Here is a 14,004-nt window from a genome sequence, read left to right as displayed (position 1 = left end):
TAATCTCTCAATGCTTGCTATAGTTAGCTTGCGTTAGGCAATGATAGTAATATTTGCACTACTAAGCGCCACCTGATTGGAGAACTGGGCAATTTGAAGAACTTGTGCAGTCTTACCAGTTCCATCCGCGTCAAAGAAAAGATTACCCGTAGTTTGATCGTACATAAAGCGATCGCTCGCTGCGATCGCGGTGGTACCAAGTCGAAATAAGCTCGGATCGAGCGTAGTATTTTGAGATTGAACCAGTCCGAATTCAGCCTTGGAAATCAAGATAGTATCCTCTCCAAGAGTAAAATCAGCGATCGTATCATACCCTCCAGTACGGGTACCAGTTAGGTTGAAGCTATCTTGTCCAGTTCCACCAGTCAATACATCTCGACCAACTCCACCAGCGATTATATCGTCACCTGCACTACCGAACAAGGTGTCATTGCCTGAGTTACCAAAGAGGCTATCATTGCCATCTCCTCCTGTTAACGTGTTAGCAGCATTATTTCCCATCAGGATGTTATTAAGGCTATTACCAGTACCATTGATTGCTCCGGTTCCAGTCAGAGTCAAATTCTCCTGGTTATTTCCCAACACCCAATTCACCGAAGAATTGACTAAATCTGTGCCTGCATCTAAGCCTTCAATAATCAAGTCGTTTACGTTGTCTACAGTGTAAATATCATTACCGACTCCACCATCAAGACTGTCAGTCCCTGCACCTCCATTCAAGGAGTCATCACCTACACCGCCTAACAAGGTGTCATTACCTGAGCTACCAAAGAGGCTATCGTTGCCATCAACTCCATTCAACGTGTTAGCACCACTATTTCCTGTCAGGATGTTATTAAGGCTATTACCAGTACCATTGATTGCCCCACTTCCAGTCAGGGTCAAGTTCTCCAGGTTATCTGCCAACACCCAATTCACCGAAGACTTAATTAAATCTGTGCCTGAATTTAAGCCTTCAATAATCGAGTCGTTTACGTTGTCTACAGTGTAAATGTCATTGCCAGCTCCACCATTAAGACTATCAGATCCTAAACCTCCATCCAAGGTGTCATCACCTGCACCGCCTAACAAGGTGTCATTACCGGAACCACCAATTAGGCTATCATTGCCATCTTCTCCACTCAAGATGTTAGCGCCAGTATTTCCAATCAAGATGTTCTTAAGACTGTTACCAGTACCATTGATTGCCCCACTTCCAGTCAGGGTCAAGTTCTCCAAGTTATTTCCCAACACCCAACTCACCGAAGACTTAACTAAATCTGTACCTGCATTTAAGCCTTCGATAATAATATCGTTCGCGTTATCTACAGTATAAATGTCATTACCGATTCCACCATCAAGACTATCAGCTCCTAAACCGCCATCTAAGGTATCATTGCCTGCACCACCTAACAAGGTGTCATTGTCGGAATCACCAAAAAGGTTATCGTTGCCATTTTCTCCACTCAAAATGTTAGCGCCAGTATTGCCAATAAAGATGTTATTAAAGCTATTACCAGTACCATTGATTGACCCACTTCCAGTCAGGGTTAAGTTCTCCAGGTTATTTCCCAACACCCAACTCACGGAAGACTTAACTAAATCTGTGCCTGCATTTAAGGCTTCAATAATAATATCGTTCAGGTTGTCTACGATATAAATATCATTGCCTTTACCACCGATGAGACTGTCAACTCCTGCACCACCATCTAAGGAATCATTCCCATCGCCGCCATCAAGGGTGTCATTATCAGCTAGTCCTTGGAGCGTGTCATTGCCCTGCAATCCTGAGATGACATCAATATTGACTGTACCATTCAGGTTGTCTGCACCCAAAGTACCATTAATCACATTGTATTGATTAATAGTCAAGTTGACGGTAGCAGTACTATTGCCTCCGTGCCCATCACTTATACTGTAAGTGAAGCTATCGAAGCCATAATAGTTTTGGGCAGGGGTATAAGTGTAAGTACCGTCATTGTTGTTAACTAAGCTTCCTTGGCTAGGTTGGGTGAAGTCAGTAATACTCAAAACATCACTAACATCGACATCTTTATCATTGCTTAACAGAGTAGTAGCACTAATAATAACGGGTATGTTTCTTTTTGTGGTGATGCTATCGTTAACAGCAACAGGCGCATCATTCACCGCCGTAATATTAATATCGCGAGTAATGGCAGTACTATTAGCAGCCCCATCATTAATTACAAAGCTGACGGTACGAGGTGTAAGACTGGGGTTATCACTGCTATTGGTATAAGTAATGGAACGTAGTGCGGTTTGATAATTAGCAACGGTGGCACTGCCAGTTAAGGTTAAGACACCTGTGCTGCTGTTGTAGCTGCCCATAATCCCATTTTGATTAGTGAAGGCGAGGGTATCTTGAGCAGAAATAAAACCACTGCTAATTCTGACAGTAGCACTAGCTAGGTTAGCAGAGTCTACATCGCTGACGGTGATGCCTGAATCGATGGCTGTAGTAGCGTTCTCGGTGTATGCCAGAGCAGAGTTGGTAGCAGTAGCAATGGGCGCATTGTTCACTGCCGTAATATTAATATTGCGGGTAACAACAGTACTATTATCAGTCCCATCATTGACCACAAAGCTGACGGTACGAGGTGTAGTAGTGGGGTTATCACTACTGTTGGTATAAGTAACAGAACGTAGTGCAGTTTGATAATTAGCAATGGTGGCACTACCAGTTAAGGTTAAAACACCTGTGCTGCTGTTGTAGTTGCCTGTAATCCCATTCTGGCTGGTGAAGGTGAGGGTATCTTGAGCAGAGGCGAAACCACTGGTAATGCTGACGGTGGCACTAGCTAGGTTAGCAGAGTCTACATCGCTAACGGTGATACCTGAGTCAATGACTGTAGTGGCGTTCTCAGTGTATGCCAAAGCAGAGTTGGTGGCAGTAGCAACAGGTGCATCATTCACCGGCGTAATATTAATATCGCGGGTAATGGCAGTACTATTAGCAGCCCCATCATTAACTATAAAGCTGATGGTACGAGGTGTAAGACTGGGGTTATCACTGTTGTTGGTATAAGTAATAGAACGTAGTGCGGCTTGATAGTTAGCAACAGTGGAACTGCCAGTTAAGGTTAAAACACCTGTGGTGCTGTCGTAGCTGCCCGTAATCCCATTTTGGTTGGTGAAGGCGAGGGTGTCTTGAGCAGAGGCGAAACCACTGGTAATGCTGACGGTGGCACTAGCGAGGTTGGGGGAGTCTAAGTCGCTGACGGTGATGCCTGAGTCGATGGCTATAGTGGTTTTTTCGGTGTATGCCAGTGCAGAGGCAGAAGCAGAGATTATCGGGGGAATGCCATTGTTAATGTTTAGTTGGGCATATATCCCATTACCAGACCCGTCCTGACCATCGCTTTGCCAAGAAACGACAAAGTCACCCCCTGCATTCATCGCAACTATGGGGTTAGTTTGGTCGCTGGTGGTGTAGGTATTAACCTTAAATTCGCCCCCTTGAGCCACCCCAAGATTGTTGTAGCGTTGGGCATATATCCCATTGATAGAACCATCTTGACCAAAGCTTTGCCAGGAAATCACAAAGCTTCCATCTGCATCCATCGCGACAGTGGGATTAGCTTGGTCGCTGGTGGTGTAGGTATTAACCTTAAATTCGCTTCCTTGAGCCACCCCAAGATTATTGTAGCGTTGGGCATATATCCCATTGATAGAACCATCTTGACCATCGCTTTGCCAGGAAATCACAAAGTTCCCATCTGCATCCATTGCGACCGTGGGGTTAGCTTGGTTGTTGCCGGTGTAGGTATTAACCTTAAATTCACCCCCTTGAGCCACCCCAAGATTGTTGTAGCGTTGGGCATATATCCCATTAGTAGACCCGTCCTGACCAAAACTTTGCCAGGAAATGACAAAGTCCCCATCTGCATCCATTGCGACTGTAGAGTTATATTGATCGCTAGTGGTATAGGTATTAACCTTAAATTCATTCCCTTGAGCCACCCCAGCACTGTTGTAGCGTTGAGCATATATCTCATAGCTAAACCCTTCCTCTAAACTAATCCAAGAGATAACAAAGTCCCCACTTGAATCCATCGCTACTGCTGTGGGACTATATGGATTGCCAGTGGTGTACGTATTAACCTTAAATTCGCCTCCTTGAGCCACCCCAGAACTGTCGTATCGTCGAGCATACATATCAGTCCCGTCTTGACTATCACTTTGCCAGGAAATAACAAAATCCCCATCTGTATCTATCGCTATTACGGGATTATATTGATTGCCAGTAGTGCCAGTATTAACTTGAAATTCGTCCCCTTGAGATGTCCCGTCAGTGTTATAGCGTTGGGCATATATCTTAGTTCCGTCTTGACCATCACTTTGCCAGCAAATAATAAAGTTACCTGCTGCATCTATAGCTACAGTGGAGTTAGATTGATTGCCAATGGTGGTGGTATTGACTTGGAATTCAGTCATGAAAAAACCTCTGAAAAAACTAAAATTTTTATTTCAACAATTACGGTCTAATTAGACAGATTCCTTAGTTATTAGGAATAACTGCACTCGGTCGCAGCCAGTAGTTCAACTCTGGTGCAGTAAATGCTTGGCGGATTTCTTTTCGTTCTTGATTCAAAACCATCGGACGCTGTACACCAGCAAGAAACTGTACATCATAAAGTTCTTGACAGCCTGTGGTGAACTTCAGCATCCCCACCTGTTGCCCATTTCGCAAATCCACAACTGCCACACCACAGAGCAACTTCTCAAATCGTTGAGTTATGGGCAACCCTCCGAAAATATGCCGTTCCCGAATCTGGCATAGTCCCACTAGGGCGTAATACCCTACACAGCACAACCCCCGCAGAAATCCAGGGAGTACACAGACTACTTGTTGGTCTCCTGATTCTGGATGAATGCGCCATATTTCCCCGGCACCAGAGTTGAGTAACCACAAAAACCCGTCATGCCAAATTGGGGAATGGGGCATTGATAATCCATCTACAACTATTTCATTGCTCTCTACTTCCACTACAACTCCACCGTTGGCTTTACCCGGACGCCATCCCCCGACGGTATCTGTCGCACCGAGGGCAGTCACATACTTGGGTTTGCCATCCACCATCGCTAATCCATTCAGGTGACATCGGTCTTCTGGCACTACTTCAGAAATAAATTTCGGATGCCAGCGCGGTACAAAGCTAAAGTCTGGACTCAACGTAGAAAGACACGAAAAGCGGGTGTTGACAATCCACAGCCCTTCTCTGCCAAATTCCAGGTCGTGAATGTTCAGGTCGCCTGTAAAATATGTCATCCGTGGCAAGTAGAGGGCATCGTAGCGTCCGGGCTGGTCTTCTAAAAACTCATAAGCTAAGTCGGGGGCATTGGCTAATAAACAGACTTCATGATGGGTAGCCAGTGCCAATCGTGAACCATTCACTGCCAATCCCATTGGTTTGGAAAATTGGCGTAACAGCATGGTTATCTGTTCCCCATTCCAGCCTACTAGTGCTAGTTTTCCGGCTTGGTAGGTGGTGATGACAACTGAGCCTCCGGCTTGACTCAGCCAGGAGATAAATCCCTGATCGGCATCACATTGAATTAAGTTATTCTCTTCTGGGGCAGTATTGGGAAAAGTGGACAACATAAATCAGTTGAATTAAATTTCAAATTTTGTTGAGGAACTTTAGACTTAGTTAAATACAAAATATACTCAGTGGCTCTAGCCCTTAAAATAGAGCGGTAAATCACCAACTACGAACCCTGAAAATTACTGGTACAAAGCGCTAGTACAGCATGGCGTAAATCCAGCTATCACCTCAATTAAGTAGACAAGTTGCTCTGAGCAACTTGTTAAAGGTGAACAAATTTATGCCAAAGTGTATTGGTGATTGATGTCATTGGTTTTGATGAGTTGTGAAAGTTTGTATTCAGGGCTAAAACCCTTGAAGTTGAATGATAAATCGCTCACTACGAAACTCTCAGAATTAATCACACAGACCACTAAGCGTGCCATTATTGTCAATAAACAAGTCTGTACCAGAAACAGCACTTAAAGGAATCGCCCCCAGAAAATAGGTCGCGCCGCCATAAAGCTGCACTGGATCTAACTTTGCAAATATTTTGAACTTAGTTTTTTATAATGTCTTAGCAGTAAATCTTGTTTGGTAATCTATTGTTATAATAAAGACTATTCTATTTAAAAATAAACTGTATATATACTGAATGTAATAATTAGTTAAAACTTTAATAATTTGAAAACTCGATCGACAAGTTTTGTTACTATAACCGCAAATTGCGTTGTTATGGTAGAGAAAATGCGTAGGTGTATCCTGTCGTATTACATCGCCATGCTTCGTATTAAATATTTAGCCTAAATACGTATAATTATGCGATTTTTCACTTGAAATCAGTAGAGGTAAAAGTAGCAAGCTTGACATAGGATGCCTTGCAATTGCTGAAATTCCTGATAAAAAAGGATTATAAAAATAAAATTACTATTTGACCCACAATTACCTAAAAAAGCTTTTTTGGTGTGCCATTTAAAATTTACGACGAAAGTAGGATGAGACAACAAGAGTGTGGTGTGGCAGTATGGTTCACTGGTCTGAGTGGTGCAGGTAAAACTACTATCTGTCAATTCGTGGAGAAGGAACTGCGGGTACAGGGATACAGAGTTGAAGTTCTGGATGGTGATGCAGTACGTCAAAACCTATGTAAAGGATTGGGTTTCAGCAAAAAGGAGCGAGCGGAGAATATTCGGCGCATTGGCTTTGTAGCTAACCTTCTTGCCAGAAATAATGTAATTGTATTGGTTTCAGCAATTTCACCATACCGCGAAATTCGAGAAGAAGTGCGCCAAAGTATTCGATTTTTCATTGAAGTTTACGTCAACGCATCATTAGAAGTTTGTGAACAACGAGACGTAAAAGGGTTATATAAAAAAGCAAGAGCAGGGGAAATTAAGTACTTCACTGGTATTGATGATCCTTATGAAATACCACTCTGTCCTGAAGTCGAATGCAAAACTAACCAGGAAAGCGTTGCTCAAAGTGGAACTAAGGTCTTAGAAAAGCTAGAAGAGTTGGGTTATATAGTTGCTAAAATGAATGGCTTATGAGTTAAAAACTTTATTTAACTCATAATTTTTACTAAGATGCCAATAGTTGCCGAATTAACCTCGCCACAGCTTTCTGCGTGAAGCGGTTGGCTATTTGTTGACCTAAACGTTGTACATCTGAATTTACCAATAACTGGGCAATTTGGGATGTAATTTGCACTGGGTCAAAGCCTCTTGTTTCTCGGAGAATACCTAATATACGTTTGATATGCTCTAAGGTTTGTTGTTGTTCAACTGTGGCCGCTGGAGTTTTATTCACTGCTGTCAATCCTACGCGTTCTCGCAACAAGGAGGTAAAGTTATGCAAAACATTTTTACCTAAAGCATCAAGTCCGTTAACAGATTCATCTACTAGTTTGTCACGAATAAAAGCACCGCGTTCAGATGACAGAAATTCTATCCCCTGATTTAGCACTAAATTAAAGTCGTAGTCTTGACTATTACGCGCATTTTTTAATAAGTTTTCTAAGCGATTCCAGCGAAATCTGCCATCTTTAAATAACAAATCTTGCAATGATGCTCTTAATTGCGGTGCTGGATCTGTTAACAGGCGTTTGGAAACGTAGGGATAAGCTTCGCTGAGGACTTTAAAGTTGGGATCTATATATATTGCAATACCTTCTAGCGTCACCAGGGAGCGAATAATTAAGGCGTAGTAGGGCGGTACGCGGAAAGGATACTCATACATCAAAGCCGATAGTTCATCGGTGATGCTTTTAATATTAAGATCGGCAACACTGGCTCCTTCGGCATCAGCAAAGACTCTCGCAAAAGCTGGGATAATTGGTGTTAAATCAGTTTCTGGTGATAAGAAATCTAATTTAACGTAATCTTTTGCTAATCCTTCAAAGTCGCGGTTGACGACGTGGACGATCGCTTCAATTAAACCATAACGCTGTGGTGGTTTAATCTCGCTCATCATCCCAAAGTCAAGATAAGCTAATTTGCCATCGGTTGTCGCTAACAAATTTCCAGGGTGCGGATCTGCATGGAAAAATCCATGTTCTAGCAGTTGGCGCAGGGAACACTGCACACCCACTTCAATTAGATAACGAGCATCTATTCCTTGGGCGCTAATTTCTTCTGTCTGGGTTAATTTGGTGCCGTTAATCCACTCCATCGTCAAGACGCGACGATTGGTATATTCCCAGTAAATTTTCGGTACGTATATGTCTTTTATGTGACCGTATAACTCAAAAAATCGTTCGGCATTTTCACCCTCATGGATGTAGTCCATCTCTTCAAAGATGCGATCGCCTAATTCATCGAGAATCCCAACTAAGTCACTTCTTACCTTTTTAACCTTTTTCTGCACCCAAGCGGCGAGGTTACGCAAGATATACAAGTCAATGGTGATTCCCTCTCTTAAGTCGGGGCGTTGAACTTTAACAGCGACTTCTTCACCAGTTTTTAGCTTACCTTTATATACTTGCCCCAATGAAGCCGCAGCAATTGGCTGGGCCGACAGTTCTGCGTAAACCTCTTCTGGAGGTGCGCCTAATTCTTCTTTGATAAACTGGTAAGCAATTTCGTTGGGGAAAGGCGGTAATTGGTCTTGTAGTTTAGTTAATTCTTCTAAATATACGGGAGGAACTAGATCCGGTCTGGTGGACAAAGCTTGGCCAATTTTGATGTAAGCAGGCCCTAATTGGGTTAGCAATACTCGTAGCTGAGTGGCTCGGCGGCGGTCATTTTTGACGACAATTCCTCGTTTACTATCCGACCACAATCCAAAAACAAAGGATAGAGTCGGCCCCAACACGGCAAAAATCCGCCGCAAAACTTGCACTTTTCTATTTTGGTAATGGGCTGCTATGCCCACAGGATCATAAAGCGTCTCAGATTGGGCTGCTATTCTCACCTTTTGGGCTGCTAAGAGTCTTGGCGAGCGTACAACTAAACCATCTTCGGGTACTACATCAATAACATTGAGTTCGTCGCTTCGGCGATTTGTGCCGTTGCGACTTTCCTCCTGAATCGGTCGGGAACTAGGGGGAAGTGTCTTAACAATCATGAAGAAGGCCACCAGTCAGAACGATCACATTAAGTATTGTAACAATATGTTTAGAAATTGGGAATTGGGAATGGGGCATTGGGTATTTTTTCCTCATCTCCCTCTGCTTTCCTTACTCCCTAGTACTAATAGGTCTGCTACACTTAAACGGGCATACTAGTTCAATAGTAGTAGGTATTGCTAGTTGCTGAAAGATCATACTTATTGTCTTGTAAGTTAGAAGTATCTGGCATCTGCCCTCATGGAGAATTTGGCTTGATGTTGCTTTGCCTGCGAATTGAAAACTTTGCCCTAATTGACCAACTGGAATTAGAATTTGGCGCGGGACTAAATGTGTTGACAGGTGAAACCGGCGCTGGAAAATCTATTATCTTGGATGCAATTGATGCCGCTTTGGGCGGTAAAGTCTCTAGTAGAGTTATTCGCACGGGGACTAGTCGGGCGATGGTTGAAGCTACTTTCACATCAAACGCACCCCTAGCGGCTTGGTTGACTGAACAAGAAATAGATTTACTTGATGAAAATTCTGTAGTCATTAGCCGAGAAATTACAGCCACTGCAAGTAATGTCCGTAGTCGATCGCGGGTAAATGGTGTGTTAGTAAATCGGCAGATCATGGGAGGAATGCGCGATCGCTTGGTGGAAATTACCGCCCAAGGTCAAACGGTGCAAGTGGGACAATCTGCCCAAGTCCGCGACTGGTTAGATTTGTATGGGGGCGACTCCCTAATGCAGCAGCGCCATAAAGTCGCCACGAATTTCAGCGCTTATCAACAGGCGCATTTAGCACTAGAAAAACGCCGGACATCGGAACGGGAACGATTGCAACAACTCGACTTGCTTACTTATCAAGTGCAGGAATTGGGAGCAGCGAATCTGGGCGAACCTAATGAATTGGAACAGTTGGGACAAGAACGGGAACGCCTGAATCATGTTGTTGATTTACAACAAATGAGTTACAAGGTTTATCAGGCTTTGTATCAAAACGATCATGAAACCCCTGCCGCAGCAGATTTATTGGGAGATAGTGAGGCGACACTAAATAACATGGTGGAATACGATACCCAACTACAATATCTGTTGGAATTGGTACGGGACGCACAAGCTGCGGTAATGGAAGTTGGAAGGCAAATTAATGCTTATGGGGACGGTTTGGAAGCAGATCCGCAGCGGTTGGAAGAGGTGGAAGAACGAATTCAGGAGTTAAAGCAAATTTGCCGCAAGTATGGACCGACACTTACAGAAGCGATCGCTTACTACCAACGTATCCAAGCAGAATTAGCCCAACTTAACGACAGCGAACAATCTATCGAAAGTCTGGAACAGCAAGAAAAGGCGTGTTTTGAGAAACTTACCCAAGCAAGTAATCAGTTAACTCAATTGCGGAGTAAGGCGGCGGCTAATTTAGAATCACGTTTGATAGCTGAACTCAAGCCCCTAGCGATGGAAAAGGTGAAGTTTATGGTTGAAATATTACCAGCTTTCCCAACTGCGATGGGAGCAGATAAAATTACCTTTACATTTAGCTCCAACCCTGGAGAACCACTACAACCGTTAACAGAAGTTGCCTCTGGCGGGGAAATGAGCCGCTTTTTACTGGCTTTAAAAGCTTGTTTTTCCCAGGTTGACGTAGCTGGAACAATGGTGTTTGATGAAATTGATGTTGGGGTTTCGGGAAGGGTAGCCCAAGCGATCGCAGAAAAATTATACCAGCTAAGTCAACGTAACCAAGTCTTATGTGTTACGCATCAACCTTTAGTTGCGGCAATGGCCGATCGGCATTTTCGTGTAGATAAGCAAACTATCAATCAAGGCAAAGGTAAAAAAGCCAACAATGATAATGCCGAACAGCGTACCGTTGTTAGAGTTACTACCTTGGATAATTTAAACACCCGTCGGGAAGAACTAGCGCAGTTGGCTGGTGGTAAATCTGCAACTGATGCGATCGCTTTTGCAGAGTCTCTATTACTACAAGCTGCTAACCACCGTCGCGGAAAGCATACTTAACCAAATAATTACGAATTACGAATTACGAATTACGAATTACGAATTATAAATTTAGGCTGCCAATTCTGAAAGGCGTAAACCAGCAATATTCTCACAGGAAAAAGTCTCTTTACCCATACATCGCCGACAGATTAGCTCTATGATTTGCCCTGCCCAGTTACGGAAAAACCATTGGCACAAGGAATCATCTTCTTGAGGAGTTCGAGACAGAGGAATAAAGCCTTTCTTCTGCCATACTTCTGCTGCTGTATAGATATCATCAACAAGAATGGCAACGTGATGGACAGTATTAAAACCTTGCTCCTGGAATAAGCTAGCAATCTGTTCATCTGGCGCGTTAGGTGCAAGGAGTACCAAAATCATGCCTGACGGCATTAAGGCTGAGAGAAAGTACATACTTGCATCTTCGGGCAATAGATTTTGCTCAAGACAAAAATCATCAGGCCATTTTCCTGGCCCCTCGGTGATTTTGGCATCATAGTTTATGAGAGTTTTACCATAGTCTGTAAGAGTTTCTGAATCAGGAAACAACAGTACATAGTGATCTACGATAACTTGTTCACCAAATAGATGTATGCAAAAAGATGAGTTTAGAAACTCTGGAGTCTTGCACCCATCTTTATACAATAGCAATCCATCATTTTCTACAAAAGGCGACTCCTTATTCATTGAAGTTCCAGCTAAGTTAAAACCTTTTCTAGGATCTACTGGAAGGTTATTGTTCATAATGCTCACCTATAAAAATAATCTATAGTATTTATTCAAAATTGAGGCTTAGAAACAGGGATTATATCTACCATTATACTCAAATTGCTTTGAGCTAATCTCAAACACCTGCAAGGCAATTGTAGTAACTAATAATACTAACTGTCTCTAAATTTGCGCCGAATAATTTTTAACTTATCTCTTCCTTTTATTCTTGATGAGAGACTCTGCATAGTTCGCCTCTTTGTATCCTTCTGAGCGAGAGGCTGCATGTAGCAGGCAAGGAACAGCTTTATTACTCTCCTACTCTAAGTAATTTTTCGGCTATAGGAGCAATCTGTTCTTTGAAATTTTCAAAGACAGCTAATTACGCAATGTGCAACTTTCGCCAAACAAAAATCCCACCCGTATAAAAGCTACAAGATTGTAATTGTTATCTCTTACTGAGGTGGGATTTTTATTATCTGATATCTAATAGATCAGTGCTTCTATTTATACTCTTGTAAAGCCCCTAACTTGCGAATTCCTGGTCAAATCATTGCCGTAGCAATCACCACTACAATTGTGCCAATTCCACCACCCACAACGGAAATCACTGGGCCAAATAAAGCCGCAGTCAAGCCTGATTCAAAGCCCCCTAATTCATTCGAGGCACTAATAAACACGCTATTAATAGCAGCAACCCGACCACGCAAATGATCTGGTGTTCTGATTTGAACTAATGTATGGCGAATTACAACGCTAATTCTATCTAGTGCGCCACCAAGAATCAGCATCAACATAGATAGCCAAAAGGAACGAGAAAGTCCAAAGATAATTGTTACAACTCCAAAGCCAACCACTGACCACAATAAGGACGGGCCTGCTTTACGTAACGGTGGTAAATACGCCAGGGTAATAGCCATAGTCAAAGCACCGATAGAGTGGGCTGCTTGGAGATATCCCAACTCTACTGGCCCCACATGTAAAATATCTTTGGCAAAAATCGGGAGAAGCGCGATCGCACCACCCAACAATACTGCAAACATATCTAATGTGATCGCTGCTAAAATCAACTGATTCTGCCAAACAAATTTAGCGCCAGCAGCAAGCGCTTGGAGTGAGATTGGCTCAGTTGAACGGATGACTTTTTGCTCTTTGATCGCCAGCGTTAAAATAAAACACAGTAAGGCTGCGAGCGCTGCTAATAGATAAACCCCTGTAGCACTTCCTAGTAGCGCAATCCCAAATCCTCCGAAGGCTGGGCCGATAACAGCAGCCAACTGAAAGCTACTACTATTCCAAGTAGCTGCATTGGTAAAGGCGCTGACAGGTATTAATTGCCACATCAGAGCATCACTGGCAGGTTTGAGGAATGCCCTCGCTACACCCGTTAATACCAAACAGGCGTAAATTAGAAAAATTGCACCCTGAGTATAGGAAAGTACACCCAAAGCTAGTGAGCAGAGGGCTAGCAATATTACCGAGAGTAGCATGGTGAGTTTGCGATCGCGGCGATCGGCTACATCTCCAGCAATTAAGGTGAGAACAATCATCGGTAGGACTTGCGCTAGCCCTACACCACCTAATGCGATCGCTGAGTTAGTCCGCTCATAGAGTTCCCAGCCAATCGCTACAGTTTGCATTTGCGACCCCACGAACAGCACCAGCCGTCCGATGGTAAATAGCCGATAGTCTCGAAACTTAAAGGCTGCAAAGGGATCGTGTTGTGCAACCTCAAAGTTATGGGGCTTTGAGTTCTGTTTTCTCGAAGACATTTTTTAGTAGAGTTAAGCCTTCTTCAATATTGGAAATTTGGTCTTCTGAAAGACCTTTCAGCAAGTCGGTAATATGAGCACGAGTTTGATCTTGGGATTGCTTGAGATGATGTTTTCCATCTTCAGTTAAATTGAGCAGCACCCGCCGCCGCTCTTGAGGATGAGCAATCCGTTTCACGAAGTCGCGTTGTACCAAGCGTTCTATGGTTGCTGATGCCGTGGCAGAGGTGACACCTAAATGCTCTGCTAAGTCAGATAATGAAGCACCAGGATTACGGTTGATAAATGCTAGCGATCGCAATTGAGGTATAGATAAAAAAGCGGCACTATGGGCACGCATATCCGCTCGGATAAACCGCATCACTAATGGAACTGTTTCCATTACTCTAGCGGCACATTCTTCGGAAGTTGCACCTTGATTAGGTTTATCCAAGGTCATGGGCTTG

General features: G+C 43.3%; 8 protein-coding genes. 2 read left to right on the top strand and 6 right to left on the bottom strand.

What is annotated here, in order from left to right:
* Positions 1-33: 33 nt before the first annotated feature.
* Complete coding sequence (locus RMX69_RS07790; protein ID WP_322637089.1) at positions 34-4,434, bottom strand: beta strand repeat-containing protein; 4,401 nt, start codon at positions 4,432-4,434, stop codon at positions 34-36.
* A 64-nt stretch (positions 4,435-4,498) separates the two neighbouring features.
* On the bottom strand, positions 4,499-5,602 hold the full coding sequence (locus RMX69_RS07785; RefSeq protein ID WP_322637088.1) for a TIGR03032 family protein: 1,104 nt from the start codon (positions 5,600-5,602) through the stop codon (positions 4,499-4,501).
* A 900-nt stretch (positions 5,603-6,502) separates the two neighbouring features.
* Here RMX69_RS07785 and cysC point away from each other — a divergent pair.
* The gene (gene cysC / locus RMX69_RS07780; protein ID WP_322637123.1) at positions 6,503-7,075 is read left to right on the top strand and encodes an adenylyl-sulfate kinase; all 573 of its coding nucleotides are present in this window, start codon (positions 6,503-6,505) and stop codon (positions 7,073-7,075) included.
* Between the two features lie 31 nt (positions 7,076-7,106).
* Here the strand turns inward: cysC and RMX69_RS07775 are convergent, their stop codons facing one another.
* Positions 7,107-9,089: an ABC1 kinase family protein gene (locus RMX69_RS07775; protein ID WP_289796755.1), complete on the bottom strand. Its 1,983-nt coding sequence runs from the start codon at positions 9,087-9,089 to the stop codon at positions 7,107-7,109.
* A gap of 258 nt (positions 9,090-9,347) precedes the next feature.
* Between RMX69_RS07775 and recN the strand changes: the two genes are divergently transcribed.
* Positions 9,348-11,096 (top strand): DNA repair protein RecN, encoded by a 1,749-nt coding sequence (recN, locus tag RMX69_RS07770; RefSeq protein WP_322637087.1) that lies wholly within the window; start codon positions 9,348-9,350, stop codon positions 11,094-11,096.
* 51 nt (positions 11,097-11,147) lie between these two features.
* Here recN and RMX69_RS07765 read toward each other — a convergent pair whose 3' ends face one another.
* From RMX69_RS07765 to RMX69_RS07755, 3 genes are all read right to left on the bottom strand, one after another.
* Positions 11,148-11,822 carry a VOC family protein gene (locus tag RMX69_RS07765; RefSeq protein ID WP_322637086.1) on the bottom strand — a complete coding sequence of 225 codons (675 nt, stop codon included), beginning with the start codon at positions 11,820-11,822 and terminating at the stop codon, positions 11,148-11,150.
* A gap of 509 nt (positions 11,823-12,331) precedes the next feature.
* Positions 12,332-13,558: an MFS transporter gene (locus RMX69_RS07760; RefSeq protein WP_322637085.1), complete on the bottom strand. Its 1,227-nt coding sequence runs from the start codon at positions 13,556-13,558 to the stop codon at positions 12,332-12,334.
* Positions 13,524-13,997 carry a MarR family winged helix-turn-helix transcriptional regulator gene (locus RMX69_RS07755; protein ID WP_012410989.1) on the bottom strand — a complete coding sequence of 158 codons (474 nt, stop codon included), beginning with the start codon at positions 13,995-13,997 and terminating at the stop codon, positions 13,524-13,526. Before RMX69_RS07755 ends, RMX69_RS07760 begins: the two co-directional genes overlap by 35 nt.
* Between the last annotated feature and the right edge of the window lie 7 nt (positions 13,998-14,004).

The organism is Nostoc sp. EspVER01 (genome assembly GCF_034530635.1).
Taxonomy (GTDB): Bacteria; Cyanobacteriota; Cyanobacteriia; order Cyanobacteriales; family Nostocaceae; genus Nostoc.
This window is presented reverse-complemented; position numbering and strand designations above follow the sequence as displayed.

What these genes read in the sequence shown, in the direction of transcription:
- RMX69_RS07790 (WP_322637089.1), bottom strand. Translation starts at nt 4,434, where the DNA reads ATGACTGAATTCCAAGTCAATACCACCACCATTGGCAATCAATCTAAC.
- RMX69_RS07785 (WP_322637088.1), bottom strand. Translation starts at nt 5,602, where the DNA reads ATGTTGTCCACTTTTCCCAATACTGCCCCAGAAGAGAATAACTTAATT.
- RMX69_RS07775 (WP_289796755.1), bottom strand. Translation starts at nt 9,089, where the DNA reads ATGATTGTTAAGACACTTCCCCCTAGTTCCCGACCGATTCAGGAGGAA.
- recN (WP_322637087.1), top strand. Translation starts at nt 9,348, where the DNA reads ATGTTGCTTTGCCTGCGAATTGAAAACTTTGCCCTAATTGACCAACTG.
- RMX69_RS07765 (WP_322637086.1), bottom strand. Translation starts at nt 11,822, where the DNA reads ATGAACAATAACCTTCCAGTAGATCCTAGAAAAGGTTTTAACTTAGCT.
- RMX69_RS07760 (WP_322637085.1), bottom strand. Translation starts at nt 13,558, where the DNA reads ATGTCTTCGAGAAAACAGAACTCAAAGCCCCATAACTTTGAGGTTGCA.
- RMX69_RS07755 (WP_012410989.1), bottom strand. Translation starts at nt 13,997, where the DNA reads ATGACCTTGGATAAACCTAATCAAGGTGCAACTTCCGAAGAATGTGCC.